General features: G+C 61.0%; 22 protein-coding genes. 9 read left to right on the top strand and 13 right to left on the bottom strand.

All coding sequences use genetic code 11. The annotated features are described in order from the left end of the window. Together tssB and CRO06_RS03400 are read right to left on the bottom strand one after the other, a co-directional pair. The gene (tssB, locus tag CRO06_RS03405; RefSeq protein ID WP_097057733.1) at window positions 1–516 is read right to left on the bottom strand and encodes a type VI secretion system contractile sheath small subunit; all 516 of its coding nucleotides are present in this window, start codon (window positions 514–516) and stop codon (window positions 1–3) included. A gap of 35 nt (window positions 517–551) precedes the next feature. Further along, window positions 552–1,115 carry a tetratricopeptide repeat protein gene (locus CRO06_RS03400; protein WP_022995901.1) on the bottom strand — a complete coding sequence of 188 codons (564 nt, stop codon included), beginning with the start codon at window positions 1,113–1,115 and terminating at the stop codon, window positions 552–554. A gap of 550 nt (window positions 1,116–1,665) precedes the next feature. Here CRO06_RS03400 and tssJ point away from each other — a divergent pair. The 4 genes from tssJ (at window position 1,666) to tssA (ending at window position 5,607) form a co-directional block, all read left to right on the top strand. Continuing rightward, window positions 1,666–2,259 (top strand): type VI secretion system lipoprotein TssJ, encoded by a 594-nt coding sequence (gene tssJ, locus CRO06_RS03390; RefSeq protein WP_244902760.1) that lies wholly within the window; start codon window positions 1,666–1,668, stop codon window positions 2,257–2,259. Between the two features lie 150 nt (window positions 2,260–2,409). Next, the gene (gene tssK, locus CRO06_RS03385) at window positions 2,410–3,738 is read left to right on the top strand and encodes a type VI secretion system baseplate subunit TssK (protein WP_022995898.1); all 1,329 of its coding nucleotides are present in this window, start codon (window positions 2,410–2,412) and stop codon (window positions 3,736–3,738) included. After that, complete coding sequence (gene icmH, locus CRO06_RS03380) at window positions 3,735–4,526, top strand: type IVB secretion system protein IcmH/DotU (protein ID WP_097057732.1); 792 nt, start codon at window positions 3,735–3,737, stop codon at window positions 4,524–4,526. Before tssK ends, icmH begins: the two co-directional genes overlap by 4 nt. A 31-nt stretch (window positions 4,527–4,557) precedes the next feature. Then, window positions 4,558–5,607, top strand: a complete 1,050-nt coding sequence (gene tssA, locus CRO06_RS03375; RefSeq protein ID WP_022995896.1) for a type VI secretion system protein TssA — start codon at window positions 4,558–4,560, stop codon at window positions 5,605–5,607. Between the two features lie 19 nt (window positions 5,608–5,626). Here the strand turns inward: tssA and CRO06_RS03370 are convergent, their stop codons facing one another. The 6 genes from CRO06_RS03370 to CRO06_RS03345 all read right to left on the bottom strand — a co-directional run bounded on the left by CRO06_RS03370 (window position 5,627) and on the right by CRO06_RS03345 (window position 15,369). Continuing rightward, complete coding sequence (locus CRO06_RS03370) at window positions 5,627–6,412, bottom strand: OmpA family protein (RefSeq protein ID WP_022995895.1); 786 nt, start codon at window positions 6,410–6,412, stop codon at window positions 5,627–5,629. Beyond that, entirely contained in the window at window positions 6,409–7,407 is a 999-nt protein-coding gene (gene tagF, locus CRO06_RS03365) for a type VI secretion system-associated protein TagF (protein WP_080530933.1), read from the bottom strand. Before tagF ends, CRO06_RS03370 begins: the two co-directional genes overlap by 4 nt. After that, window positions 7,400–11,152 (bottom strand): type VI secretion system membrane subunit TssM, encoded by a 3,753-nt coding sequence (tssM, locus tag CRO06_RS03360; RefSeq protein ID WP_097057731.1) that lies wholly within the window; start codon window positions 11,150–11,152, stop codon window positions 7,400–7,402. Before tssM ends, tagF begins: the two co-directional genes overlap by 8 nt. Before the next feature lie 8 nt (window positions 11,153–11,160). Beyond that, on the bottom strand, window positions 11,161–12,447 hold the full coding sequence (locus CRO06_RS03355) for a hypothetical protein (protein WP_143247707.1): 1,287 nt from the start codon (window positions 12,445–12,447) through the stop codon (window positions 11,161–11,163). A 656-nt stretch (window positions 12,448–13,103) separates the two neighbouring features. Continuing rightward, a complete protein-coding gene (locus CRO06_RS03350; protein ID WP_097057729.1) occupies window positions 13,104–14,399 on the bottom strand; it encodes a PAAR domain-containing protein in 1,296 nt (431 codons plus the stop codon). Between the two features lie 178 nt (window positions 14,400–14,577). Further along, entirely contained in the window at window positions 14,578–15,369 is a 792-nt protein-coding gene (locus tag CRO06_RS03345; protein WP_063139594.1) for a M15 family metallopeptidase, read from the bottom strand. Window positions 15,370–15,546: 177 nt separating this feature from the next. Between CRO06_RS03345 and CRO06_RS19905 the strand changes: the two genes are divergently transcribed. The 3 genes from CRO06_RS19905 (at window position 15,547) to CRO06_RS03325 (ending at window position 18,846) form a co-directional block, all read left to right on the top strand. Then, window positions 15,547–16,392: a hypothetical protein gene (locus tag CRO06_RS19905; protein ID WP_143247706.1), complete on the top strand. Its 846-nt coding sequence runs from the start codon at window positions 15,547–15,549 to the stop codon at window positions 16,390–16,392. Window positions 16,393–16,461: 69 nt separating this feature from the next. After that, entirely contained in the window at window positions 16,462–17,409 is a 948-nt protein-coding gene (locus CRO06_RS03330; protein WP_097057726.1) for a pirin family protein, read from the top strand. Between the two features lie 177 nt (window positions 17,410–17,586). Further along, a complete protein-coding gene (locus tag CRO06_RS03325) occupies window positions 17,587–18,846 on the top strand; it encodes an MFS transporter (RefSeq protein ID WP_022995886.1) in 1,260 nt (419 codons plus the stop codon). Window positions 18,847–18,884: 38 nt separating this feature from the next. Here the strand turns inward: CRO06_RS03325 and CRO06_RS03320 are convergent, their stop codons facing one another. The 3 genes from CRO06_RS03320 to CRO06_RS03310 all read right to left on the bottom strand — a co-directional run bounded on the left by CRO06_RS03320 (window position 18,885) and on the right by CRO06_RS03310 (window position 22,002). Beyond that, window positions 18,885–20,285 carry an amidase gene (locus tag CRO06_RS03320; RefSeq protein ID WP_097057725.1) on the bottom strand — a complete coding sequence of 467 codons (1,401 nt, stop codon included), beginning with the start codon at window positions 20,283–20,285 and terminating at the stop codon, window positions 18,885–18,887. A 103-nt stretch (window positions 20,286–20,388) separates the two neighbouring features. Next, a complete protein-coding gene (locus tag CRO06_RS03315) occupies window positions 20,389–21,336 on the bottom strand; it encodes an AraC family transcriptional regulator (protein ID WP_022995884.1) in 948 nt (315 codons plus the stop codon). Between the two features lie 456 nt (window positions 21,337–21,792). Further along, window positions 21,793–22,002 (bottom strand): DUF1330 domain-containing protein, encoded by a 210-nt coding sequence (locus tag CRO06_RS03310; protein ID WP_244902759.1) that lies wholly within the window; start codon window positions 22,000–22,002, stop codon window positions 21,793–21,795. Between the two features lie 210 nt (window positions 22,003–22,212). Between CRO06_RS03310 and CRO06_RS03305 the strand changes: the two genes are divergently transcribed. After that, complete coding sequence (locus CRO06_RS03305; protein ID WP_022995882.1) at window positions 22,213–23,769, top strand: long-chain-fatty-acid--CoA ligase; 1,557 nt, start codon at window positions 22,213–22,215, stop codon at window positions 23,767–23,769. Window positions 23,770–23,781: 12 nt separating this feature from the next. Here the strand turns inward: CRO06_RS03305 and CRO06_RS03300 are convergent, their stop codons facing one another. Together CRO06_RS03300 and CRO06_RS03295 are read right to left on the bottom strand one after the other, a co-directional pair. Then, window positions 23,782–24,516 (bottom strand): hypothetical protein, encoded by a 735-nt coding sequence (locus CRO06_RS03300; protein WP_097057724.1) that lies wholly within the window; start codon window positions 24,514–24,516, stop codon window positions 23,782–23,784. A gap of 46 nt (window positions 24,517–24,562) precedes the next feature. Beyond that, a complete protein-coding gene (locus tag CRO06_RS03295) occupies window positions 24,563–25,399 on the bottom strand; it encodes a TauD/TfdA dioxygenase family protein (protein ID WP_022995880.1) in 837 nt (278 codons plus the stop codon). 164 nt (window positions 25,400–25,563) lie between these two features. Here CRO06_RS03295 and CRO06_RS03290 point away from each other — a divergent pair, with 164 nt between their 5' ends. Continuing rightward, the gene (locus CRO06_RS03290; protein WP_179746435.1) at window positions 25,564–26,571 is read left to right on the top strand and encodes an AraC family transcriptional regulator; all 1,008 of its coding nucleotides are present in this window, start codon (window positions 25,564–25,566) and stop codon (window positions 26,569–26,571) included. Window positions 26,572–26,576 lie beyond the last annotated feature (5 nt).

The raw sequence follows: 26,576 nt of genomic DNA, 5'->3' as shown, positions 1-26,576 counted from the left end.
TCACTCCTGATCGTCGTCGGTGCCGCTGTCTTCTCGCAGCGCCTTCAGTTGCTCGGTGTTTTTCAGCACGTCGGAAAGCAGGTCCTCCAGCTTTTCGTTGCCGATCAGTTTATTGCGCAGGTCCGCCAACTTGGTGCGGGACTCCAGTAGACGGCGCAGTGGTTCCACCTGTTCAACCACCGCTTCCGGACGGAAATCTTCCATGGACTTGAACTTCAACTCGACCCCGAACTCACCGCCCTCTTCCGTCAGCTTGTTCGGTACCCGGTAGACCGCCCGTGGCGCCATGCCTGCCATCACTTCGTCGAAATTATCCATATCCACGTTGACGAACTTGCGATCCTTGACCTTAGGCTGCGGCTCTTCCGGATTGCCGCTGAAATCACCCAGTACACCAACGACAAAGGGCAATTCCTTCTGTTCTATGGCATCGCCCTTCTCCACGTCATAGGTGAGCTGTACTCGCGGCGGACGTACCTTCTGAAGACGTTTTTGAGTGCTATCCTTCTTGGACATGGAGCTATCTCCTGGCTGAATCGACGGGGCGGGACTCAATCACCGCCAATACCACTGAACGGATCGTTGGCGCTGCGTTTGCTGACCGTTGTCTTGGGTTTGGGGGGCGCGCTGACACGGGGTTTCGGGCGCGGCGCCGGGCGGCTGGCGCGGGCGCTGCGATTATCCTCCTCGTCATCAACCACCGGCTCTTCACCAATGGCGGTTTTCAGCGTATCCGCCAGCGCCCTCGCTTCGCGGCGCGCGGTTTCGGAACCCAGAGCATCCCGCTCACCAAGGCGCTGCAAGGACTGGCTGGCGATGCGCAAACCGCTCAAAGTCAGAATGCCTTCCGCGATCAGATCACGGGCATCCCGCTGCAGCGCTTCTTCAGCGGCGACAATGGCATGGGCGTAGTTATTACGATCGAACTGGATCTGGGCGATACGAACCCAGGGTTCCTTGCGGGTGGGGTCTGCTTTGGCGGCGTTGGCGAACGACACCAGCGCGACGTCCACCTTGTCATTGCTCAACGCGCCTTCGGCGCGCCCCATCTGCTCACCATATTCCGCGGACTTGCGACCGGACATCATGCTGCAAGCGCTCAGCGTGGCAAGCATGATCGCCACCGTGACAAGACGTATTAGGCGTTCCCTGTTCAATACCATCTCTTATGTCTTCTAAGGTTATGTTTTCCGTCCGTGCCTGCTTTACCGGCAAACGGACGAACCATAATCAAAGAGCGACAGGAAAACGGCGAGTCAGCGCCGGAGCGCTTGAGTGATGTGGGTTCAGGGGAAAAGAAAAATGAGGTATTAATCCAGTCCCTGGACATCGTACTCCGTGTCATCCCTGCTCTCATCAAAAGGCCTTCCGATCTTCACAAACGTGATACGCATCCCCGCTCGATCGGTGGTTACCGCCGTTCGAAGCCACTCATGCATATTCATGCTAACGCGCATGAATGTCAGCTTTGTGACGAAAAACAACGGCATGGCCAATTGGGCCGAGTATAGTGGGCATGTCCGACCTGTCAAGCGAGGCCGGATTTCACCGTCGTTTGTCGCCGTACCATAGTCATGGATGCACTGGGCCGGCCGACACTAAACTGCTAAAGTGAACACCACCAAAACACGGTCTTTTTCAGGATATAACCAGGACTTTCTACGTATGGATACGATGCGCCACCAAGTCCCTCGCTCTTTCTTTTTTTTGAACCAGTTCACAAAAAATATTCTTCTGGCCGCGCTGTTGATATCTCTGCAAGGCTGCGCGTTACTTGGCTCCGGTGGCCCAAAGGAAACCGTCATTCCGGTTCGCCTCTACGGCGGCGACAATCTGAATGCCGGCTCCGGTTATCAGGCCTACTCCCTGGTGGTACGAATTTATCATTTGCGCGACACTCAACGTTTTTACGAGGCATCGCTGCAGGATTTTCTCGATGATGACGCCGAAGCTCGGGCTTTGCGCAATGATTTGATCAGCGTCAGCGAAGTCGTCTTGACGCCCGGTGCTCATCATCTGATTGAAGCCCGCGTTCCGGAACAAGCGAAGGCAATCGGTGTTGTGGGGCTGTTCCGCTCTCCAGCGAGGGAGCGTTGGCGCTTCGCTTTCGATGTCACAGCAAAGCCCGTCATCAAGTCCGGGCTTACTCTGGGTTTTCATGCCTGCGCGGTGACCAGCGACGGCACCGGCCTGATCCGGACACCGACCGGTGATCCCGCCAGTCTGGTGGCCGTGAGATGCCCCGCGTTGCCGCGCTGAAGCCTTCGCCGACGTGAATCCATTATCCGTTGCATCCCCCGAAGGGGGCCGGTAGTCTTGCGCGGACAGTCAATTAAGGACGAAGCCCGACGCTAACCGCGTGGAGCCGGATTGATATCAAGGGAAGATACTGTGTCGCATGTCAGCCGCATGTCGAAGGTACTTTGGGGGGAAGGTCTGTTCCTTCGCCCACAGCACTTTCAACGCCAGGACACTTACCACGAAGCGCGCCTTCATCATGTCGCGCAAAGCCTGCACCCCTACCCCTGGGGCATTCGCCAGATCCGCCTGGACCCGCGCGCTCTTGAAAGTGGCGCCGTTCGTATTCTGGAACTGTCACTGGTATTCCCGGACGGCGAAATTTACCAGGCCCCCGATGCGGACACCCTGCCCGATCCTTTACGCCTGGAAGAACTCCCCGCCGGAGTGTCCAGCACCGTGATTCATCTGGCATTACCGCTGCTCAAGGAGCATGGCGGCAACTGCGATGACGACGGCGGCAACGCCCGGTTCACGCAGACGCTGATGGGGACCAGCGATCTGTACACCGATTCCGCTCAGGCGGAACTGACCTATCTGAAAAAGTCCGTGCGGCTGCTCACCGATGACACTCCGCGCGACCGCTATCTGACCGTGCCCTTGTTGCGAGTCAAACGCACTTCCACTGGCGGGTTTGAACTGGACGACACCTTCATGCCACCGTGTCTCCATCTGGACGCCTCGGAATATCTGACCCGTCAGTTGCGTGGATTGCTGGATGCCTTGCAGGCCAAATCCGAGGCTCTCGGCAATCAGCAACGTCAGGCGTCTCAAGGGCTGATCGAGTTTCGCTCATCGGATGTAGCATCGTTCTGGCTGTTGCATACCGCCAACACCGCCTATGCCACACTGTCGCATTTCTTCGCTCAACCCAGATTTCATCCGGAGCGTCTCTATCAAGAGTTACTGCGTCTGGCCGGGAATCTGTTGACCTACTCGACACAGCACGGCCTGGCGGATCTCCCTCAGTACCGTCACGACGCTCCGGATGAGGCCTTCGCGGCACTATTCCATCTGGTGCGCGATCTGCTCGACACCGTAATCTCCACCCGTCACTTCGCCATCCCGCTGGCCGAAATCAAACCGTCTTATCATCGTGGCATGCTGGACTCTCAGCGGATTGACGCTCAAACCGCGCTTTATCTTGGCGTCGCCGCGGACATGCCCGGCCAGGAGCTGGTGGAAACGGTACCGGTCCGGTTCAAGGTGGGCGCACCGGACGATGTGGAAAAATGTGTTCTGGCCGCCATGCCCGGGGTCAAGCTGATCCATGCCAATCAGATTCCCGCCGCCATTCCGGTTCGTCCCGGCAGTTACTATTTTTCCCTGGAACCTCGTGGCCCGCTGTACGAACGGATGCTCAAGGGACAATCGGTAATGGTCTATGTCCCCACCGGCGTCCAGGATCTGAAACTTGAATTGATCGCGGTGACATCATGACCGAAGGCCCCTCCCTCTCCGCACGTCCGTCCCTTACCGGCGCCGCGCCGGTGGATACCGGTACCGCGCCACGGGATACCGCCGCTGGTGGACGCCTGCTGGACCTCATGTTCGATGGCTTCTATTTACTGGTGCTGCTGAAACGGGGCCAGCTACCGAATCAGGCGGATACTTTCGCCGGTGAGATTCAGAACTTCCTGGAAGGCGTGGAACGCAGCGCGATGAAGAGCGGCATAGCCTCCGAAGACATCTATGCCGCCAAATACGCTTTTTGCGCGGCTGTGGACGAAGTCATCCTGTCGCAACCCACCCCCCTTCGCGATGAATGGGAGCGCCATCCGTTGCAGCTGCGCCTGTTTGGCGATCACCTGGCGGGTCAACACTTCTTTGATTATCTGGAAGATTTGCGAGCCCAGGGTGCGCCCAGACTGGCCTCGCTGGAGGTTTATCACTATTGCTTGCTGTTGGGATTCGAAGGCAAATACCGGCTTGATGGTAGCGAAAAGCTGGGTTATCTGATTGCCCGTCTCGGCGATGAGATTGCCTATCTGAAAGGACAGCGCAGCGGCTTCGCTCCGCACTGGGCGCCGCCGGATAATGTCCGCCATACCCTCCGCCGGGTGGTACCGTTTTGGTTGCCGCTGATATTCCTCGCCGGCTTCGCGGTGCTGGCGTTTTTCGGTCTGCGTCTGACCTTGAATCAACAGACCGAAACCAGTCTGGCGGCTTCCCAGGACATCGTGCAAATGCCAGAGCGCACCGCGCACATCACCATCACGCTGCCCTGATGCGGCGAACGCCACGGAGTCATGCCCCGTTATGGACCATTGGCAAGACCTGATCAGCCCAATTCGAGATGACGCCCCCGCCGGTGACGATCTTTCTTTTTCCATGGAATTCGATGCCATTCAGGAGGCCAGGCGTGCCGACGACCCCACCCTGGATCAAGGGGAATGGGTCACCGATATCAAGTACGCGGACTGGCCCGGTGCGGCCAAACAGTGTCGCGAGTTGCTGCGGAATCGTACCAAGGATTTACGAGTGGCATCCTGGCTGGCCGAAGCCAATACCCAGCTGCATGGTTTTGCTGGTCTGGCCGGCGGCTATCGCCTGATCGCCTACTTCTGTGATCATTATTGGGACACCGTGTACCCCATGATGGACCAGGGAGACGCGGAAGAGAGGGTCGGTAATCTGGTCTGGCTGCTGACCCAGTCGCAGCAATGGCTACGCACGCTGCCCCTGGTGAATGCGCCCCAGGGACGCTTCGGGCTCAACGATTTCGAGACTGTGTTTTCCCGAGCGGAAAATACAGAGCAGGATCCCGGCGATCACCCGGATCAGGATCAGTTGCAGGCGGCCCGGCGCGATACTTCACCGGATTACTACCGGCGCCTGCTCGAGGAAATCCCTGACTGTGGCGCCGCGTTACGCGAATTGCGGGATGCGGTGGACCGGCATTTGGGCGTGGATGGCCCCAGCTTCAGCGCGGCCGAAGATCTGCTGACGCTGTTGAATCAGACTGTCCGTCGCTTTGCCCGGGATGCCAATGTGGACGTTCCCGGCGACGATACCGAAGCCGTTGCTGGCGATCCCAATCCTCCGATTATTTCCGCCACGGCGGCGGCCAGCCAGGGCGGCCCCATCCAATCACGGCAACAGGCACTGGAACAGTTGCGGGACGTGGCGGCGTTCTTTCGCCGCACCGAGCCGCACAGCCCGGTAGCTTACCTGGCCGAACGCGCCGCCCGTTGGGGCGAGATGCCTCTGCATCAATGGCTGAAAACAGTGATCAAGGACGACGGCATACTGTCGCAGGTGGAGGAATTACTGGATGTGGAGAGGGAGCGGGATCAGGACATGACCTGAGCCCGCTCTCCGGGCGCCGTCAGAGAATACGGAACTCGATGCGCCGGTTGCGTGCCCGTCCTTCGGGGGTGGCGTTGTCCGCCACCGGCTCATCCGGCCCCTTGCCGACCACCCCCAGACTATCTTCCCGCACGCCCTGCTCAATCAGGTAGCGGCGCACCGCATCGGCCCTGGCGTAACTCAACGCCACATTGTTCTGACGGCGCCCCACATTATCCGTATGGCCAATGATCTGGACATGGGCATCGCCCATGTCGCGCATCACCTCGGCCATCTCATCAAGGATGCGCTGCCCGTCCACGGTCAGTTGGTCACTACCGCTCTGAAACCGAATCAAACGATCCGCCAGAGTATCGTCCAGGCGCTGTTGACGTGACTCTCCGAGACGCAAACTGTTGGTCACCGTGTAATCCCGACTGCTTGCCATACTCAAGGCACTGGCCACGCTCTGGCGCTGAGCTTCGTTATCCACTTCACCGGTGATGCGGACGCTCTGGCCTTCGATGCTGATCTCGCCGCCACGGATTGATTTAAGTTCCGGCGACAACATATTGGCCACGTACTGGCCCCAGTTGGGCGGGGCGGGCACCGCTTCCACCTGGATTCGGTCCACCACCCTTTCGGCGCCGTAAATCTCGTGCAGACGTTCCAATACCGCCGCCCGGGTGGCCTGATCCGGCACCACGCCCTTGGCCACCACTGGTGGCAACGGGGGCTTCTCCGCGGCCGCTTCCGTTTCCTGCGCGAACGACACTTGCATCAAGCCGCCGCACAGTAGCATCAATACGCCTTTGCGCCAGGTCATACACCACCCCCGAGAAAGGTTTCCATGAAAAAGCGCCGGGCGCTGGCCAGGGACAGATCGCCACGGTCAATGTAGCTGGCGAGCCGGTTCAAGCTGACATTCATGGCCATATAATCCTCTACCCAATCGGCATCCTGCACGGCGATCAAATGGGATTCCGCCACGTTCGGATCCCATACCGAACGCAGTATCTGATGATCAGCCCCATTAAAGCCGACGATCAGCGCCGGCACCTCACCACCGCGAATCAACACCGCCAGCTCGAAATCGCCACGGCGCACAAAGCCGGTGAGCATGTCCAGCCACCAGGTGGCGGTCAGCGCCTGCGCTTCCGCCTCCGCGGGCAGCGGCAGGATCAGACCTTTGTCTATGCTCACCTGTTGCTGGCTCATCAACGGCTGCAACAACAGCCCCAGAGCCGGCAGACTCCGTTTAAGCGCCACCGCCGGGTGCCCGGCCCGGCGCATGCTCTGCTCCAGTCCAGCCAGTGTTTCCTGCTCCAATAACTGTTGAAAACGGCCCTCAAACACCTGTGGCTGAATCTCCACCGCGAAATCCCGCTGCCCCAATTCGGCCAGCTCCGCGGCCGCGTCCATGCTATGCACCGCGCGGCTCGACTCCTTCGCCAGTTCCCTCCAGACGGGGAACAGTGCCAGCGGGCTGCGGGCAATGAAGCCGGCGGTATCCGCCACCTGCAAGCGCAGCGCGGAAAGGAAGGGGTAGCGTCTCTGGGAAGCGTCACTGCTTGGCAGCATGTGGCCGGCGATCGCCAGTTGGCTGCGTGATCCGAGAAAGGCGAAGTGCAGCCATGGTGCCTGGTCGTATAACGTTTTCCAGTCCGGGTTGTGGCTGAACTGGTCCAGGCTGCCGGCGGCCCAACGGTCCAATAGCGACATCAGACGATGTTGATCGCTGCTGCGCACAAAATCCCCCCGGGAAGGCAGCTTGCCGAAGTATCCCGCCTGTACGGTTTGCGTTTCCGCCGTATCACTCATTCTCGCCCCCCTGGCTGACAAGCTGCTCGCCTGCTCCTTCTCCGGCAACGATGCGAGGCAGTTTCAAACCTCGCTGCCAGCTGTCACTGTCGCTGCCGGAGCCAGCCCGGCGCACGGTGCGCATTTCCATGGAAATGGATACCGTGCCCTTGCTCCAGGTCACCGTGCTGCTGTCGGGCCGGCTTTCCAGACTGGCGGCGTCCATCAGCTGCGCGAAGCCGTTTTCTCCGGGGAAGTCGGCCAGTTGCACCTGGCGCCCGTCACTGGTGGTGGCCACCAGCCTGGCGCCCGGAGTAGCGCCGCGATTGGGCCATTGCATGGTTTCCCATTGCGGCGGCGTATTGCGATAACGCAATGACTGGCCATCGATTTCAAGAACGTACTCCACCGCGCCGATGGCCGGCGCAGGCAGGATCTGGAAGATGGTGACATCGGCTTCACCGGCACCACCGCTCTGGCCACTCACCCAATCGCCATAGCCACTGACCAGTTCGGGGGACAAACGGATTCCCATTCCGGCCCAGCGACGCGGTGTCAAAACGTTGCCGCGCTGGATCACCAAGCTTCCCAACGCATCCTTATTGAAGGCGGCGATGGCACCGGATGGCCCGAAGATCGCCGCCACCTCGGTTTTCGGCGCATCTTCGTCGGCACTCAAGTCAAACGGAAATTGCTGGCCGATGCCTTGGTCAAACGGTTGGTATACCTGAGCCTGCCAGGTCCGGTTGATTTCGTTCTCGGCCGCCGGCACCAGCGCGGCGAAGGTCTGCGTCAGCGGTTGCAACAACAATGGCCTGAGCGCCTGCTTCTCTTCCGCGCCAAGCCCGGTGAGCAACTGCTCGTCAACCAGCCGCAAGGCTGAGCTCAGTTCCGAGCCTTGATTACTCAACGTTTCCTGCATCAGAGCACGGGCGCCGGGGCCCGGCACCTCCGCCATTTTGATGTCGTTCAGACGGGACCGCGTTGCCGCCAGAGCCTCGAAGTAAGCATCGATGGCCGGCGGCTGCCCGCTCTGTTTCTCCATCAACTGAGCGAACCCTTCGAAAGCCTTGCCCACCGGCCCCAGCGGCGGCAGCATGGCTTCGCCGGTTTTCTCATCGATTTCGAAGGACATTCCGGACATACCCGCCGGAGCCCGGCGCAGGATCACGCGCTTGAACCAGTTGACGATACCGCTGCTCTGCTCCGACCGCTCACTGACCTGGGCGTACAACGCTCTCGGGTTATCCCATACGGTCTGTTCATGCACGGCCTTCAGCAGGGCCTTCAGCGGGGAGCTTTCAATGTTGCCAAGCCGGTTCATGGCGCTGGTGGCGTCATCAAAACCGGACGAGAAGCCGGCCACGCTGACACCACGCAGGAAGCGCTGCCATTCAGCGGCATACTCCTGCTTATAGAGCGCGGTGAGCTGGCGGGCGATGTGTTCCGGGCTGCCGGCCAGCGACAGGTCGCTCTGCTCGGTGGTATCGAGCACCCAATCCGTGGTGTTCAACTGGGTATTGGCGGCTTCGTGGATGGCATCCTTGATGTAATCCTGCCAGGCCTCCCGGGAGAACGCCCCGGAAATGGCATAACTTCCGTTCAGCAGGTTCTGCCCGTTGGCACCGGCCAGCAGCGAATTTACCGTGATGGTGGCGAAACGCGCTGCGGCGCGGGCTTTGATCTGGGCAAACACGCGCTCCATCGCCGGCTGCCCTTGCATCACACCACGCAATGCCTGACGGGTATCGTTGACCAGAGAAACCCGGGTGTCGATTTCCGGCCACCCCGGCTTGCCGGCACTGGCGACATAAAACGTCATCAGCTTTTCCGCTGCCCGCGCCACCTCCTCATGACTCATCTGGCCGCGGTTGGCATCGAGCCAACCGCGCCAATAACGGGTCAGTTGGTTGGCCAGGTGGGTTTGTTCCACCCGCCCGTGATCGCCGAGCATAAGATAGGCTTTAAGCGCGTTATAGGCCTCGGCCGGATCTTTGGGCGAGGGCGGCACGTACAAGGCCGTGCGCGGCTCCTCTCTGCTTTCTTCCATGGACAACTGGTCCGCGTTCGCCACCACCTTGCCCAGGTATTCCTCCAGCCGGGCACGGGTCGGCCGTACCATCACCTGATCCATGCCGGCGAAGTACTCCCGCCACAACGCGGCTTCGATGTTGTCGCCCTGATAAAGCCCCATGGTAGTGGTGATGCCGCCGTCACGGCGGTACTGGCGCAACTGTTCCAAACGGTCCTGAAGCAGTAGCAAGGCATCAATACGGGATTGCAGATCGAGCCGCCCCTCCTGGATCTGAACCGCCTGCTGCAAGTCTCGGGAGGCGTTTGCCACCAATTGCCGGTTGGTGGTGTAGGACCACGCCCAGGTGCCCAGCAGAGCCGCTACCACCAAGGCACCGGCCAGAAAAGCGCCATAGCGCATGCGGGTCCGGTAGGGGCTGGAGTATTGGCGCACCAGTTCCTTGTCGGCGAAAATCACTTTGCGGAACAGGTCCTTGAGAAAATGAGCCTGATCCGGATTGCCGTTCACCGGTTCGTCCTTGTCCTGCCGCGGAGCCAGGGAAAATTCGTCGGCGATCCGCTCGGAGGCATGCAGTACCGTTTCCCCTTCGTGCAGCGCACTGGTGAAGTAGAAGCCACGGAACACCGGTTTGAACTGGTACGGATTGTCCTCGAACAGACTGGCGATAAAGGTACGCAATACCGGCTTAAGGCTGACGAATTCCAACGGCAAGGTCAGCAAACCCGGCGCCACCTCCCTGCCCCGTTGCATCGCCATGTTAGATAGCCCCATTTCCTTGAGGCCTTCCGCCAGCTCGTCGAAATGCTGGTCGAAGATCGACAGTTCGTCCACCTGGGCCTGGGGGTCATAGGGCAAGGTGGCACCCCATACTTTCTCCCGTTCGGACGGATCCAGGCCGCTGAAGAACGACATGAAACCGGCGATCAAATCAGCCTTGGTGAAGACCACGTATACCGGCGCGAACACTTCCAGTCGTTCGGTCACCTCCTGCACCCGCTGGCGCAGATTACGGGCCAGCTCGATGGCGAACTCCGGACGGTTACCGGACAATTCGGCGATACTGGCGGCGATGATAATGCCGTTGATCGGCGCGCGCGGGCGGTGTTTTTTCAGCAAGTCGAGAAAGGAGAGCCACTCACCACGGTCCTCGCCGCCGACGGAGTAACGTCCGGCGGTATCCAGTACGATGCCTTCGGCGGTGAAGTACCAGTCGCAATTGCGGGTGCCGCCAATCCCCTGCACCACACTGTTGCGGTTGTCCTCAAAGGGAAACTTGAGTCCGGAATTAAGAATGGCGGAGCTTTTCCCCGCCGCCGGATTGCCGATGATCACATGCCACGGCAGCTCATAAAGCGCCGCCTTGCCTTTGAGAACACCCAGGCGCGACGATTTGATCGCCTTGACCGCTTCCTGCATGCGGCCGCGTACCTCCTCGATATCGCCGCGATCCTCGGCCTTGGCATTGCGTGTTGCCCGCTCGGCCTGCTCGTTCATCAAACCGTCGATATCCCGGGTGGCCCGCCGCTCACGCCAACGCCGTATTCCCCAACTGATCAGGGCGAACAGTCCGAGCGCCAACGCCAGAATCAGCAACGCGAAGCCGATCTGGCTGCCCGGATCTCCGCCTCGCCATAACAGGAAGATCCCGATCACCAGTGCCACGACCGCCCACAATCGGTAATTGATCAACCAGGCGCCCAGGCTGGCAAGCCCCTTTCTCATGCCCGACATAAGTGTCCTTACTCCGATTCCGCGGCAGCCGTCGGAGACGGCTGGGTTTGATTCTGTTGCAAAGGCGAGGCGGTGAATTCAGCCACCCGCCGACCTTGTTGTTCATCCACGAACAATATTGCGACGGTTTCATGACCGTCGCGTAACGCCTGCCACGCCAAAGCCACCATGGCCATCGGCGTGGCGTTATCCAGCGCTCCGGCACGCCCCAGCGCCAGCACCTGGCGGCTGGCGTCCAGGTCCGGATTCAAGCTCAGCGCCAACAACGCGGCCTCTTCGAAAGAGCCGGAACGATAATCCGCATTGCTGATCAACAGATCCGGGAGCGGCTGGTCCGTCGCTTGCTCCGGGCGCAATGTTTTCGCCATCTTCCGTGCCCGGGCCTGCGGATTGTCCATTTCCCTGGTAGTCACTTCGTAGGGGCCTCGGCAAGATACCGCTTCGGCATCTTTTTCCGTCGGCCCCAGCAACACACCGGCGGCGCCTTCTCCCGGGATCACTCCCTCCGGAGTACGGCTGCTCATCAGGATGCCCTGCCTCTGCAGCGACTGCAGACGCTCCGGGCTGATCAACGAGGCCGCCGCCAGCCACAATTGCCACTGTTCCCCTTCATCCGACCGGGCCAACCGCGACCAGAAGGCGGTGCCGCCATTGGCGTCGTCAAACTGAAAGTGCCAGCTCAGGCCGGTCGCCAAACCCAGGTCCTCCACCCGGCCTCGCATCATCTTCTCGCACAGCGGGAACAGCGAGGGAGAAGCGGATGCGGGCAACATTACCCGCACCATTACCGGTGCGGGCCGCGTTGGCGACGAGCGGTGCCGCAGGCCGGCAATGACCCGTTCATCCGTGGGCCCCTCGTCGGGAAGGGCGGCGGCCAATTCCATCAGTAATTCATCAAATACGGGCAGCAGTAAGGCCAGTCCGCGACGGATGGACTCCTCCACCGGCATGGTCATGCCCGCCAGTCGATTCAATTCCAATGTCATCGCGTCCAGCGCCGTGGCGGTCAACGGTGGTACTGGAGCGGCGAATAACGGTAATCCCCGGGCATCACACAAGGTGTCATGAAGCTTTGGCGTCTGAGGCTTCATCAGGCCTTGCAGCGCTTCCCCCGGTGTCTCTCCCGCTGGCAAGCGCAGCGCCGCGGCGAGCAAATTAAGCCGTGCCGGTTCAACATCCGTCATTTCCGGGGCCTGCGCCGACGTGTTCGGCTGGTCATTGGCGGCGGCCTGGCGGTTACGCCGCCATCGCATCAGACTCCATACCGACACCAGCACCACGAGCGGAGCAAGCACAAGCCAACCCACGGATTCTCCCAAGCCGGGGTCGGTGTTTCCGAGGCGCCAGAAAAGAATCGTCCCGGCCCAGAACAGGGCGAAGACAACAATGACCAGCAAGATTCCCTTCAGTGTCTTACCCAAAGTCACCCTTTCTTCCTGAAATGTTTTCGCTGTTCATATTTACTGTGCAACGGGGCAGGCATCGGGCTTCACCCCCAAATCGTGAACCACCCAGCCTCCGGAGGGGGATTCGGACAAGCAAAAGTAGCCGGAATACCATCGGCCCCTCCGCTCATTGCCGACAGGGGAGGTATTCATTTGGACACGATAAGTCCGTCTGGGGTGTAGCTCTTCGAGCGGCGGGGGAGATTTGTGCATCTCTTTGTCCACATTCTCAAAGGTTTGCCCCCAGGAAATACAAGCTTTCCCATTGATTATTGGTTCCGAAGAAATGATTCCTTCAACCCAAATGATAGAGGCTTCCTGCCCATCAAAAGCTCCCTCCCCTACTTGTAAATAGCTTACTTCCCAGTCTTTAAAACCTGGGTCCGCTAAAGCAAAACATGGAGTTCCTTCTCGGTCCAGAACCCGAGTCCGTCCCCCATAGTGAGAGACATTTACAAAACACCCACTTAATAGGACTTGTACGAGGACCAATAGAAAAACCTTTCTCACTTTTCGCCCTCTTCGTACTGAGAGTCGTTGGTCGCGCGTTCCTCGGATCGCCTCTCGCGGCGAAAGTCTCGCCTTGCCTTTCCGCCACCAGGCAAATTCGCCACATTACTGGGATCTCTTAGAAAATCTTCCAGTATTTTTTCGAATAAAGGCAAATGTGCGAGGCTACGGTAACGTTTCTGAGACACGGCTAGCAGATTGCCAAGAATTTTCAGGGCGAAGTAATCACCTATGATATCGCCCTGCTGCTCCATGTTGTAATCGCAAAGTCGCTTGCTCTCATCGACATTATATTCGTACGGCATAAACCAGCCGAGGGGGTTACCACGCTTCCACTTTACTGGGTATCCCAGTTGATACTGCCAAACGTGTGTCATCTCATGCATGAACCACACATTTTCTAACGGCCATGGATAAGCTGTATGGGAAAAATCTTCCAGGAACCGGTCTGGATTAAAATACATCTCCCCATTGGGTGTCATCGCGGTATTGTTCGGCTGCAAGCCGAACCACAGATACTCGCCGTTGTGGACACGCACCTGACCATAATCAACGGAATCACCAAATATTTGCCGGGCCATGGCGATTTCCCCGGAGGTCAGCCCTCGTGACTCACCTTCCGGCGTGGCCACGGTGGCCACCGATCTTCCCACCTGCTGGTCGCTGGTGGTGACGTTGCCCACCTCGACCTCCAGACTGGACGCCTCATGCCCGTGCCGTTGATCACCGCAGCATTCGGGTCGCGGGGAAGAAAGCGTCGCCTTGAGCACCTTGCTCGGCTGGTCGGTTTCAATACGACGGCTGCGTCCGTCGTCATCGGTTTCCCCTTCGACCACGCTGCCATCGTCCATTTCCAGGCGATAGTTCACCCCGGCCAGGGGGGCACCTTTGGCGTTGACGAAGCGTATTTGCTCATCGTATCGGGAGGTCCGCGCCCCAATGACCGCGGCGGAAACGCCCACGATTGTGGCGAGGCCGGCGGCCACCGCGCCGAGGTCGCTGCCTTTTTTGCCACCGCCGGCATCCACCACGGACGCGGCCTGGCTGGAGATCAGGGTCGCGCCGCAAGCGGTTTTATCGCCATGACGGGCAACGGGCTGGCCATCGACCAGATTGGTGGGGTCGCCGGTGGCGATGGTGGTGATGATGGGGGAAGGGCCGTGCTTGGGGCAGATGACCTTGTCGCCGACCCGGGCCACGCCCTTGCCGTCGATATCGGTGGTGGTGGAAGCGCCGATGACGGTGCCGCCATGGTCGGTCTTGTCACCCAGTACTATGATCGGCCGTGACATATCGCCAATCCTCACATCCTGTGAACGGAATCTTTCCTTGCGTCGGCACCGGATGGGTGCGGACCAGTAAGCCGTCGGAGTATATCAGGGCCACCATGGGGAACCAATCGCGTCGGCATTGTTGTGACATGGTTGAGAAGTACGCCGGGAATCGAGCCGATATTGAGCGATGCACGCGCTAGGAACCTCCTTGCGCATCAAGTCGCGCCTGGCGCGCCCGCCGGGCTGCCAGACACCGGTCACGCGATTCCACGTGAACGTAATCCTTGAGATTGGTCCAGTCGCCGCCCCAGGCTAAACCCGCCTCCTTGGCCAGCTCCCCGTAAAGGAAATACGCTCGCCGGGTCCACGGGTCCTCCATATCCCACTGCAGCATGCCGTCCTTGAGCGGAGCACTGTCCACCGCCAGTCCGTACTGGTGACAGCTGCGCCAGGCCCCGGCGAGACTGGCCCCCTTGCCCATCAGCTTTTTCTGCCGCTCGGCGTCACGAAACCCTTCCACCAGCACCATCTCGACGCCATATTGCTGCTTCATCACCCGATAGATCGCCAATACCCGCTGGCGCAGAGCACCATCAACCTTGTCCCAGCGGCGGTCGGCGCTGATCACCTCCGGATGGAACCGCCGCATTTCAGCATTGGTGAACACCTCCGGTGGCGGCGGCGGTGGCGGCACCAGCCTTTCGCCCCGTAGCAGTTCGGCGATCATCGAGTGGGATTCCGCCAGATCGGTGCTGCGAAAAGGCTTCAACTCCACATTCTGGCGCAGTGATACCACCAGTAAAGGCGGCACCACCAATACCAGGGCCGCCACCACCGCCAGCACACCGTGGCGCCGCACGCAGCGCGGCAGACGCCAACGACGCCGTGGCGTGGAAACCGTCACCCGTCTCCGCTCGGGCAACATCCACCAGCCCAGCCCCAGGCACAGCAGCAAAAACAGTGTGATCAGCGCAACAATCAGAAACACGGTATGTCTTCCATGTCGATACCGTCGTTGACGGCACTCACCCAGTAGTTAGAATGCGGGAGGGTAATTTAACGGCAAGGACAGCTTTTGAATACCGGTCACTCAGCGGCGCCGAGTCTTGTGACTTCCGGCAAGGACGCGCCCGACACTGCCCAGGGAGGCAGAATTCTAGCGGACATGGAAGAACGCCCGGCCAAAAGGGGCGTTCCCGACGTGCTGTCACGCCTGCGCCGCGTCTTCTCTCCGATCACGCTGATTACCGCCACGTTGTTGCTGATGCTGCCCTGGCTATTTGCCCAATGGTGGTCCACACCGATCCCCCCGGCTCGGCCCTCCGCCTCCTTGGCGCCCTCCTCTCTGACGAAAGTGACACCAGCTCCGCCAACCAGCACGCCTGACCCGGTAACCGACGTCCCCTCGCACTCGGACCCGCTGGCGCGGATCGGCGGCGCGATGATCATTGATGACCGTCCGGATGAGGTTGGCGGAGAGGCCGGTGGCGGCACCTCCGCCACCACGAGCGACAACACCACATCATCCCGGGTGGCATCAACATCCCCGCCAGCCTCCGCCAGGCAATCGCACACATCGGCGCCGCGCCGCGCCGCCAACCATCCAGCGGCATCGTCCACAGCGTCAAGCACGACCTCACGGGTAAACCGCCTGGACCCGGTGGAAGTGAACAACGATGGCACACTGGGTCCGGTATTGCGGGATCTGGTACGTGACGGCCATCTCAGCGAATATCACCGTGAGGTGGAAAGCGGCCGCAATGAAGCCATTGATGCTCTGATGCTGCGCATTTATGGCGAGACCCAGCAGACGCTGGCCTCCCTGTCGGAGCCGACGGTGCCAACGGTATCCGGAGCCCCGCAACTGCCCACATCGCTGGAGGTGCAACAACAGCTGCGTGCTTGCCCTCCGGCCAACACCCTCAACGGCATTCGCTGCCGCAATGAGGTCTGCAGCCACTACGCCGGCCAGGACGCCGCCTGCCCCACCCCGCGTGCCAGAGCGCGCTGAGCCGCTTTACCGGATCTTCTCCGGCACCGATACTGGGGTTCCCATACCGTCCCCATTCGGGAGCCAGCCATGAGCAACGTCACCACTGGCGGAGAGCTGATCGACTGTCCGCAGAACTGCGAGCGTCCCACCGTTCGCGCCCTGCCCTCGCAAAGCAAGATCCTCGGAAGCGGTCTGCCGATTGTCCGCCACCTGCCGGTACGTGAACAACGCCGCATCGGCCCCTGGTGCTTTCTGGACCACATCGGCCCCACCAACCTGGAGGCGGATAATGGCGTCGATGTCGGCACCCATCCGCATATCGGATTGCAGACCGTCACCTGGTTGTTCGAGGGCGCGCTTTTGCATAAAGACAGTCTTGGCTATGAGCAGGTCATCCGTCCCGGCCAGCTCAATCTGATGACCGCCGGCCGGGGCATCTGCCACTCCGAGGAAAGTCCGCCCGGCTTCTCCGGCCCAATCCACGGTCTGCAGTTCTGGATCGCCCTGCCGGAATCGGATGAAGACACCGATCCGGCGTTTTCGCACCACACCGATTTACCGCAATGGCGCCTCGGTGACGCCACCATCACCCTGGTGGTGGGTGAGCTGGATGGACGCCGTTCTCCGGCACGGGTGTTTTCTCCTCTGGTTGGTGCTCATATCCGCGCCGACGGGGATACCACCCTGAGTCTGCCCGTGCCGGCCGTCTTCGAGTTGGGGGTCTGTGTCAATCAGGGGCATGCACGCCTGGAAGGCACCGCCATGGATAGCGGCAGCCTCTATTATCTCGGCCAAGGCCGCGACCAAGTGACGCTGGAGCTGGACGACGGCGCCGACATCATGCTGCTTGGCGGCGAACCACTGGGACAGCCAGTGTTGCTGTGGTGGAATTTTGTCGGTCGTGATCAGGCGCGTATCGAAGCGGCGATCAGCGATTGGCAATCCTACCCCAACGACCGCTTCGGCGCGGTGGACGCCTACGACGGCCCGCCGCTGACGGCCCCGACCCTGGATCCGAATATCAAACTGAAGTGAACCGTCCTGACCGTGGGCGGTATTGACCGCCCTTTCCCGCCGTCCTGTACCGTGCGATAAAAATGACCTACCGCGTGGAATGTAATGCTTGCACTTTGGTTCCTTAAGATGTAAATCATAGCCCGCCCGATCACCGGAGCCGGCCCGGCGCCGGCTTCGAAAGAAGGAATCCACGCCATGACTCGTCAGCAGACCGGCCCCCTTTATTTCGGCTGGTACATTGTCGCCGCCGCCACCACCATTACACTGCTCACCGTGGGCATGCGCATGGGGATCGGTCCGTTCTTCAAGCCCATCGCCGAGGACCTGGGGCTCAGCCGCACGACTCTCTCCACCATCGTCGCCCTGGGCATGCTCGCCTACGGAATCGGCATGCCGGTGGCGGGCTTTCTGGCACAAAAATACGGCAGCCGCGCGGTATTGTTACTGGGCACCGCCATCGTCGTGATCTCCAGCATCTGGTCGGTCAACGCCACCGACCCGTTCAGCTTCTTTCTGGCCTTCGGCATCCTGCTGTCACTGGGGTTCTCCTTCACCAGTCCAGTGGCGTTGACGCCGGTGATCAGCCGGTGGTTCACGCGCCAGCGCGGCAAGGCGCTGTTCTATCTGTCCACCGGCTCCATGGCGGGCATCGCCGTGATGACACCGCTGCTGACCTTTACCATTGAGCGCTACGGCTGGCAGCACACGCTGACCGGATTCACCGTGCTGTTCGTGCTGCTGGTGATCCCCGCCGCCCTGATGATCATCCGAGACGAAGCCCCCGAGCATACCGACCTGTTGCCGGGCGACAGCGCTGGCGGCAAATCCGCGCCGCCGCTGGCGCCCTTGGCTCAGCTCACCAGCCTGGCGGCGATGCGTACCCTGCCATTCTGCAAAATCGCCCTGGGCCTGTTTGCCTGCGGTTTCAGCATGAACCTGCTCGGCAGCCATGGCGTACCCATGCTCACCGACCACGGCTTCGATCCCATCACCGCCGCTCTCGGCATCGGTCTGATCGGCCTGGTTGCGATTCCCAGCACCCTGGTGCTCGGCCATCTCGCCGACCAGGTACCGCGCCGCAACCTGCTGGCGGCCATCTATCTGATTCGCGGTCTCGGCTTCATCGGCCTGATGATGGTGCCATCGGTGTGGTATCTGTACGCCGTGGCGGCGGTGGGCGGCATCGTCTGGGCCGGCAGTATCGCCCTGTCCTCGGCGATCCTGGCCGACGTCTACGGCATCCGTTCGGTGGGCGTGCTGTACGGCTGGGCCTACCTGGGGCATCAGGTCGGCGCGATGATCAGTTCCTGGCTGGGGGGCTGGGGTTACGAGACCTTTGGCACCCACTGGGTGGCCTTCGGCAGTGCCGCGGCCATTCTGATGGTGGCCGGGGTGGTCTCCTTGCGCCTGCCCGACGCCCGCTTCTTCCCGCAGGCCCAGCCAAGCCGCGCATGAGGTTGGCGGGGCCTGGCCCCGCCTACCCCTTCCAGTGATCAGATTCGTGGATGACGCCGGTGCCAGTCGGTGATGCGCTGGAAAGCCCAGCCGCCACGAATCAGCAGATCCTCCCGAAAATGGGGCGCCACCAGTTGCCATGCCACCGGGGCGCCCTCCGCGGTGACCCCGCCAGGCAGTGTCAGGGTCGGATGGCCGCTGAGGTCGAAGGGGCAGGTGTAACGCATCATCCCTCCCAATAGGGCCTCATCGTCGGCGAAAGAAGCCATGGTCTCCACCGTCACACCGGCGTAAGCGACGGCGGGAATCAGCAATAAGTCGACTTTATCGAACAGCGCATCCACCCGCCCGCGGAAGTCCGCCCGTCGCAATTGCAGCTTCTGGTAATCCATGGCGTCCAGTGAGCGCCCCACTTCGATCAACGCCGACAGCACTGGTCCATACTCGGAGCGGCGAGCCGGATAAGTCTCCTCATGGGCAACCGCCGTTTCCAGGCCACACAGTGGGCTCCAGTCCGCCACGGCCTGGTCGGTGTCGGGAAAACACACTTCACGGGGTTCCGCGCCGGCGCTCTCCAACACCTTGAGAGCTTCGCGCACCACCGCCTGGGTGGCCTGGTCCGCCGGCTGCATTCCCCAGTCGGGATCAAAGCCGAGGCGCAGACCGGTCACGCCATGCGTCATCAATGCCAGATAATCCGGCACCGGCTGCCGCGCGGCGGTGGGATCCAGTGGATCGGCACCAGCGATGGCCCCCAGGATGGCGGCGGCGTCCGCGGTATTACGGGCGATCGGGCCGATATGATCCAGCGATGCCGCCAGTTCGAACGCTCCATAACGGCTGACTCTGCCCCAGGTGGGCTTGAGCCCGGTGACCCCGTTGGCGGAGGACGGGAAGCGAATCGAGCCGCCAGTGTCGGTGCCCAGGGAGCCGAAGCACAAACCGGCGGCCGTGGCCACGCCGGAACCGCTGGAAGAGACACCGGACCACAAGGTTTCTCCCCAGGGATTGACCGGCGCGGTGACGTCCGGGTGGTGGTCGGCGAAGGCGCCTTCGGTTTGCTGCAACTTACCCAGCAGAACGGCACCGGCGGCACGCAAACGCCGTACCGTGGTGGCATCCTCCGTGGGTACATGATCACGCAGGATAGGCATGCCATGGGAAGTGGCGGTGCCAGCGGTCCACAACAGGTCCTTCACCGCCAGCGGCACGCCGTGCAACGGGCCTCGGGCCTGCCCCGCGGCAATCTCCTTGTCGGCGGCGCGGGCATCCCGCAATGCCTGATCCGCCATCACGGTGACGTAACTGTGCAAGCGTGTATCCACCGCATCGACCCGTTCCAGCATGTGGCGGGTGACTTCCTCGGAGGACCTCTGCCGGCTCTGAATCTGCCGGCCCACTTCCATCAAATCCATATAGTGCAGTTCGTTGTTTGTCATTCTCATTGCTCCTCGAGCCCGGATTACCAGCGCCAACGCTAGCAAGACCGCCCACCCGACGCTGGACTGAGAAGGACAAGGCGTTGTGCCCGGAAGGACAGAATCAGTGGCGCTCTTCCGGGCCGTGTCGCAACAGGGTGTGTGGTGCCCTGCCGAATGTCCGGCGGAAGGCGCGGCTGAAATGGGAGACGTCGGCAAAACCGTGGTTGAACGCCGCTTCGGTGACGCTGGCCACACGCCCCTCCTCCAGCGCCCGCCGGCTTGCTTCCAAACGCACGCGCCAAACCATGCCCATGGCCGTCTGATCATGGCGGGCGAAAGCGCGGGTCACGGTGCGAGGTGACACATGGTGGGCACGGGCCAGCGCCACCAGAGATAACGACGGGTCTTCGAAGTGCGTCTCGATGAACCGGCAGAGACGCCCATGGAGATCATTCTCAACGGCGCCGTCGAGGAGCTCGCCCTGCCATTCCAGCGCCACCGCCGCCAGGTCCAGCAATGCCCGGCCAAACTGTTCCGTGGCGCCGATCCGGTCGTCGCTCAGCTCCAGAGCCGCGGCCTGCTGGATCATGGTACGCAGGGGCGCCACTCCCGGCCGGTGTGGCGCCAAGGCTTGTCCGATGCCTCGTTCGGCCTGGGGGAAGCGTCTTAGCAGCGCTCTGCGCGGAAGCCGAACCAGATAAACCCGGCCGGCTTCCAGTGTGCACTGAAACGGCCGGGCGGCGTCATAAAGCACCAGAGTACCATCCGCCAGCGGCGTCTGATGGCCGTTCTGCTCCAGCACGCCATGCCCGGATTCGGCGAAACCAATCCACAAATCCTCATCCGGATGGGTGCGCAGATGATTGGCCTCCCGGCTCCAGCGGTGTAACGGCGCCACCATGGTGCTGATGGCGGTGGAGCCGAGATCCCGCACCGACAGACGGCCATTGAATGGGCTTTGACTCAACAAGCGGCTGTCGGCGGGAATACAGTGCCGGCATACCACATCGTGCCAGTACTCGAAGCGGCGGGGACGCTCAAGATGATCGGTGGCGTATTCCACATGCATGGGCGGGCTCCAGGCGGCTCGGGGTTCGGCAGGCGTATCCCGGTGCTCCCCCGGAGTTAGCCCGCGACCTGTTAAGCTGCGCCGCGTCGACGCCGATGGCAAGCTTTCAGGCCACCCCTTTTACGATGAACGCGCGCCAATCCGCGCCCTTGACCCGATGCTGCATGGCTTCCTGGTAGGCGGGGCTGTAGAGCCTGTTTACGATCTTTTCACCGCCGCGCCGGAGTTCATTTTTTCGCCAGGTCGTGATTCCGATTGTGCGGTGTAGTCAATCTACATAAACAAGCGTAATCGCGGCCTGGCGGGAAAAGGGGCCCGGCCCTTCGGGTTGCGCTGGAAAAGCCGCCAGAGGACGCTGTGGCCTTTGACTTTGGACCCACCAGAGCCTTCAGTCCCCAACGCCCTCAGGCGGCTTTTCCAGCGGCAACGCGGCGGTGAAAAGATCGTAAACAGGCTCTAATACCAGGCACGGGCCGACTCCACATCCGGAAACTGCAGAATCACCGCCCCCTCCATCGCCGGTCCTTCCAGCACTTCCAGATCACCATAAAACGCCAGCGGCGTAATCGGATGGTCGCCGCGGGCGGCCTTGGCGCCCTGCGCATAAATCTCCAGTTCCGCCGGGTCATGGGTGGTTTCCTTCATCAACACGATGTACGCGGTCATGGCATTCTCCTGATTAAATTTCGGTTCTGATAGGCGGACATGGTACTCCGTCTGAAGCCAGGCGACCGATCGGCCTGCCGGGGCAAATCGTCGCTTCCGACGATGGTTCGGCCCATGGCGCTCTTCTAGTTTCAGAAACGCTGGCCGGGCCGCCGCCAAATCGCGCAACCCGGACCGCGGGACCCGCTAACAATAACGCCAGGAGGCCCCATGTATCTCACTCAGCCATTGCACAAAGCCCTTTTGGAAGTGCCCGAACGCACCGCCACGGTCCACGGTGAACGGCGGCGCAGCTATCGTGATCTGGTCTCGAGAGTCTCGCGGCTGGCGGGCGGGCTGCGAACACTGGGGCTCGACGCCGGTGATCGCGTCGCCATTCTGAGTCTCAATTCCGACCGTTACATGGAAGCCATCTACGCCACCTTCTGGGCCGGCGGCGTGATCAATCCAGTCAACATTCGCTGGAGTCCGAAGGAAATCATTTACTCTCTGGACGACTGCGACAGCACCATTCTGATGGTGGACGATACCTTTTTGCCTTTGCTTGAGGAACTGCGGCAAGGATCCCGCTCGTTGAAAACCGTCATTTATGCCGGCGATGAAGCCGCCCCCGCCGGCACCCAGGATTTTGAAACCCTGATCGCCGACAGCGCGCCAGTGGCGGACGCCCATCGTCACGGCGACGATCTGGCGGCGGTGATGTACACCGGCGGCACCACCGGCAAACCCAAGGGCGTCATGCTTAGCCACACCAATCTGTACATCGACGGTCTGGGCTCCCAGGCGGTGTCCGGCATGCCTTACCGCTCGGTGACCCTGCACGCGGCCCCGACCTTCCATGTGGCCGGCACGGGGTTGATCCTGCAGGCCACCGCGCGCCTGAACACCAGTGTCATCATTCCCATGTTCGAGCCGCTGGCGGTACTGCGGGCGATCCAGCAGGAGCGGATCCTGGAAGCTTTTCTGGTGCCGACCATGATACGCATGGTGTTGAGCCATCCGGACTTCGCGCAATACGACCTGAGCAGCCTCAAACATCTGCTTTATGGTGCCTCGCCGATTGACAGCACGCTGTTGAACCGTGCCCGCGAAGCCCTGCCCCAGGCTCGCTTCCTGCAAGCCTACGGCATGACGGAATTGTCCCCCACGGTCTCCATCCTCACCCCGGACTGGCACACCGAGGAAGGCTTCCGCAGTGGCAAGATGATGTCCGCCGGCCGTCCTCTGCCAATGGTGGAAATGCGCGTCGTCGACGACAATGACAACCCGGTGCCCGCCCATACTCGCGGTGAAATCGTGGTACGTGGTCCGGTGGTGATGCAGGGCTACTGGAACAAACCGGAGCAAACCGAGGACGCTCTGCGCGGCGGTTGGATGCACACTGGCGACGCCGGCTACATGGATGAAGACGGTTTTGTTTATGTGGTCGACCGGATCAAGGACATGATCGTCACCGGCGGCGAGAACGTCTATTCCGCCGAAGTGGAAGAAGCCGTACTGCAACTGCCGCAGGTGGCCCAGTGCGCGGTGATCGGCATTCCCGACGACGACTGGGGCGAACGCGTCCACGCCGCGGTGGTATTGCAGGACGGCGGCACACTGGAACTGGATGAACTGATGGCGCACTGCAAAACACTGATCGCCAACTACAAGATCCCACGCAGCCTGGAAGTACGCTCCGAGTTGCCGTTGTCTCCCGCTGGCAAGCTGTTGAAGTACAAGCTGCGTGAAGAGCATTGGGGTGGACGCGAACGGCAAGTCAGTTGAGTCATGCCTGTTTTACTGGTCATCGATGGTGAACGACACCGAACCGAACGACCCGTAGTCGGCGCGATAAAGCCCTGGCACGAACGCCAATGGCTTGCCCACGGTGCCGGTCATCAGCAGGGTTTCATCGCCCAATGGCCAGCCCAGCCGGCGGGCCTTGTCGAGCATCCACCGTGACGCTTCCGCGACACCGCCAAGAGAAGTGTTGGCCGGCACGTCCAACAACAGCTCGTTCTCCCGATACAGTTGAATCCGGGCGCTATCCAGACTGGCCAGGGCGAGCTCATCCCACGGCCGTGTCTCACCCACCATAAAGGCGTCGGCGCCCAGGTTGATCGCCGCCAGATTGGGCGGTGTCAGGTCCTCGGGGCGGGCGAAATCCACATTGACGAACTCCAGCGCCGGTGCCACCCACAGCGGTCGCCCCTCGGCGTCCACGAAAACCGCCAGCTCGCACTCGATCATGGCCTTGCCACGGGAGCACAAACGGGCTCCCGGCTCCAGGCGTCTATTGGAGTAAAGATGGCCCAACATGGCCTCTTTCAATCCCAGATGACTCTGTATGCGCGGATCGGTGAGCCCCGCTTTCAATCCACAATGGGCCTGATCCCCGGCCACCGCTTCCGCCAGCCGGCGTGCCAGTTGATACCCTTCCGTTTCGGTCAAGCCGGGCGGCAGTGGCGGTAATGTCTTGTGCCGGGTAACGGCCTCCGCGAGCAGCGGTATCCATGAAATCCGGTCGGTCATAACAGCAGCCTTTGCGATGCTTCGTCTCGGATGATTCGTGTTTCGGTTATTTGATCACGGTCCTGTGCAGCACCCGCTCATGGCCTTCATAACCGCCGTTGGCCTTGTGTAATACCGCCCGGTTGTCCCACATCACCAACATGCCCGGTTGCCATTCATGCTGATACTGGAATTCCTCCCGGGTTTGCCAGCGGTACAGATCCATCAACAACGCCATGCTGTCATCCGGTTCCATATCCTGGAATCCGAGGATGTAACCAATACAGCCGAAGATCGACTCATTGCCGGTTTCCGGATGCGGACGGATGATCGGGTGCGGCTGTACTTTGTAGGCATCATCGGAGGCCAGGATTTTGAAGCCCCGCCCTTTGCTGGAATCCTGATCGCCGTAGATCCCGTCCGGTGCGTAGGCCCGCTGCGCCGAATGCAGAGCCACCCTGCCATGCAACCGCTGCCGCAGGTCCTCCGGCATTTCCCGCAATGCCTTCTCCTGGTTAATGAAATCCGTATTGCCGCCCCGGGGTGGAATGGTGATGCCATACAGAATCGTTGCCGCCGGCGGAGTTTCACCGAAGCTCCAGTCGGTGTGCCAACTGTCCGCGAAAATCGGCGAAGTTTCATCCGCGGTACGGCGCAGCTCGATGATATTGGGCCGGTCTTCCATCGAAGCGATATAGGGATCACCGGCGAACTCGCCGAAATAGCGGCTGAACCGCTCCAGATCGTCATCCGAGAGGTCCTGGTCGGGAAACACCACCACCTTGTGTTCCAGCCATACCTCTCGAACCGCCGCCACCGTGGCCGCGTCCAAAGGCCGGGACAGATCCAGTCCGTTAATCGTGGCGCCGCAGGCGGCACCGGTGGGGCTTACGGTGAAGGACATGGCTCGCTCCTGTTTTGTTTATCAGGTGAACGACTATGCGGGAGACCTCCGGTTAATACATTGCTGGAAAGCGAGCATTATTTGCAGTTCGCGACACTTGTTCGTCCCGCCACTAACAGCTTCTTCCCGCCCTGGTTATGCTTAACCGGGTCAGGAGGCGAACCATGAACCATTTCCATGTGGCCCATCTATGGGTTTCCGGACTGTTACAGGCGTTCGAGAAGGTCGGCCTCGACACCCGGCAACTCGGCACCGGAATCCGAGAGATTCGTGAAGGGCAAATTATTGATGGTCACCATCTTGGCATCGAAGCCACCCGCACCCTGTGGCATCGCGCCAGTGCCATCAGTAACAACCCACTGCTGGGCATTGATGTGGCTCGGAGGCAAAGCCCTCGCACCGGCGGTGTGCTGCTGCCCATCATGCTGCACAGTCCGACCGCGTTGCAGGCGTTACGTCACATGGTCGATTACCAGCCCCTGCTCAGCGACAGTGGCCAATACCGGATCCATCCCCCTTCCGCTAACCGGCTGATACGCTGCGAGTATGTTCCGGCACCAGGTGCGGTGGTGGTCTCCAACCAGCAGGTGCTGTCCATTGTCACGCAGACACTGGGACTGCTGCGCACGGTCACCAATCATCGATTGCAGGTGCGGCGCTTCCTGGTGCCCGAAGGGATGGCGGCGGAACGTATCGGCCAGGCGTTGAACTGTCCCTGCCGGGCACGTTCCGGCAACTTCTTCCTGGAAATCGACGGACAGGCCATGGCGGCGCCGGTCAGTGAGCGTGATGAGCATCTTTACCAGATCAATCTCAGCTACGCTGAAGGGCTGATTCGCGCCAAGCGCCGCCGGCAAACCTTCATCGACGGTATCAAGGAACTGATCGACGACGACCGGCCGGCGCTGCGTACTATCGACGATGTGGCCCTGGCTCTGGGGTTGCACAAACGCGTGCTGCAACGTCACCTGCGTGAACACGACACCAGTTTTCGCCAGTTGAAGATCTCCGTGCTGAAGACCCGCGCCCTGCAACGCATGATCGTTCAGGGCTGGCGTACCGATGCCATCGCCGAGGAACTGGGCTACGCCGATCTCAGCGCCTTTCATCGCGCCTTCAAGAACTGGTTTGGTGTGTCACCCCGACGCTTCAGGGAGCAGCCGTATGAGTAAAGGTC

The organism is Alloalcanivorax xenomutans (genome assembly GCF_900217905.1).
GTDB classification, from domain to species: Bacteria; Pseudomonadota; Gammaproteobacteria; order Pseudomonadales; family Alcanivoracaceae; genus Alloalcanivorax; species Alloalcanivorax xenomutans.
Note: the sequence above shows the minus strand (reverse complement) of the source record. Positions and strands in the feature narration are given on the sequence as shown.

Coding starts and splice junctions, on each gene's coding strand:
- tssB (WP_097057733.1), bottom strand. CDS start 516: ATGTCCAAGAAGGATAGCACTCAAAAACGTCTTCAGAAGGTACGTCCG.
- CRO06_RS03400 (WP_022995901.1), bottom strand. CDS start 1,115: ATGCTTGCCACGCTGAGCGCTTGCAGCATGATGTCCGGTCGCAAGTCC.
- tssJ (WP_244902760.1), top strand. CDS start 1,666: ATGGATACGATGCGCCACCAAGTCCCTCGCTCTTTCTTTTTTTTGAAC.
- tssK (WP_022995898.1), top strand. CDS start 2,410: ATGTCGAAGGTACTTTGGGGGGAAGGTCTGTTCCTTCGCCCACAGCAC.
- icmH (WP_097057732.1), top strand. CDS start 3,735: ATGACCGAAGGCCCCTCCCTCTCCGCACGTCCGTCCCTTACCGGCGCC.
- tssA (WP_022995896.1), top strand. CDS start 4,558: ATGGACCATTGGCAAGACCTGATCAGCCCAATTCGAGATGACGCCCCC.
- CRO06_RS03370 (WP_022995895.1), bottom strand. CDS start 6,412: ATGACCTGGCGCAAAGGCGTATTGATGCTACTGTGCGGCGGCTTGATG.
- tagF (WP_080530933.1), bottom strand. CDS start 7,407: ATGAGTGATACGGCGGAAACGCAAACCGTACAGGCGGGATACTTCGGC.
- tssM (WP_097057731.1), bottom strand. CDS start 11,152: ATGTCGGGCATGAGAAAGGGGCTTGCCAGCCTGGGCGCCTGGTTGATC.
- CRO06_RS03350 (WP_097057729.1), bottom strand. CDS start 14,399: ATGTCACGGCCGATCATAGTACTGGGTGACAAGACCGACCATGGCGGC.
- CRO06_RS19905 (WP_143247706.1), top strand. CDS start 15,547: ATGGAAGAACGCCCGGCCAAAAGGGGCGTTCCCGACGTGCTGTCACGC.
- CRO06_RS03330 (WP_097057726.1), top strand. CDS start 16,462: ATGAGCAACGTCACCACTGGCGGAGAGCTGATCGACTGTCCGCAGAAC.
- CRO06_RS03325 (WP_022995886.1), top strand. CDS start 17,587: ATGACTCGTCAGCAGACCGGCCCCCTTTATTTCGGCTGGTACATTGTC.
- CRO06_RS03320 (WP_097057725.1), bottom strand. CDS start 20,285: ATGACAAACAACGAACTGCACTATATGGATTTGATGGAAGTGGGCCGG.
- CRO06_RS03315 (WP_022995884.1), bottom strand. CDS start 21,336: ATGCATGTGGAATACGCCACCGATCATCTTGAGCGTCCCCGCCGCTTC.
- CRO06_RS03310 (WP_244902759.1), bottom strand. CDS start 22,002: ATGACCGCGTACATCGTGTTGATGAAGGAAACCACCCATGACCCGGCG.
- CRO06_RS03305 (WP_022995882.1), top strand. CDS start 22,213: ATGTATCTCACTCAGCCATTGCACAAAGCCCTTTTGGAAGTGCCCGAA.
- CRO06_RS03300 (WP_097057724.1), bottom strand. CDS start 24,516: ATGACCGACCGGATTTCATGGATACCGCTGCTCGCGGAGGCCGTTACC.
- CRO06_RS03295 (WP_022995880.1), bottom strand. CDS start 25,399: ATGTCCTTCACCGTAAGCCCCACCGGTGCCGCCTGCGGCGCCACGATT.
- CRO06_RS03290 (WP_179746435.1), top strand. CDS start 25,564: ATGAACCATTTCCATGTGGCCCATCTATGGGTTTCCGGACTGTTACAG.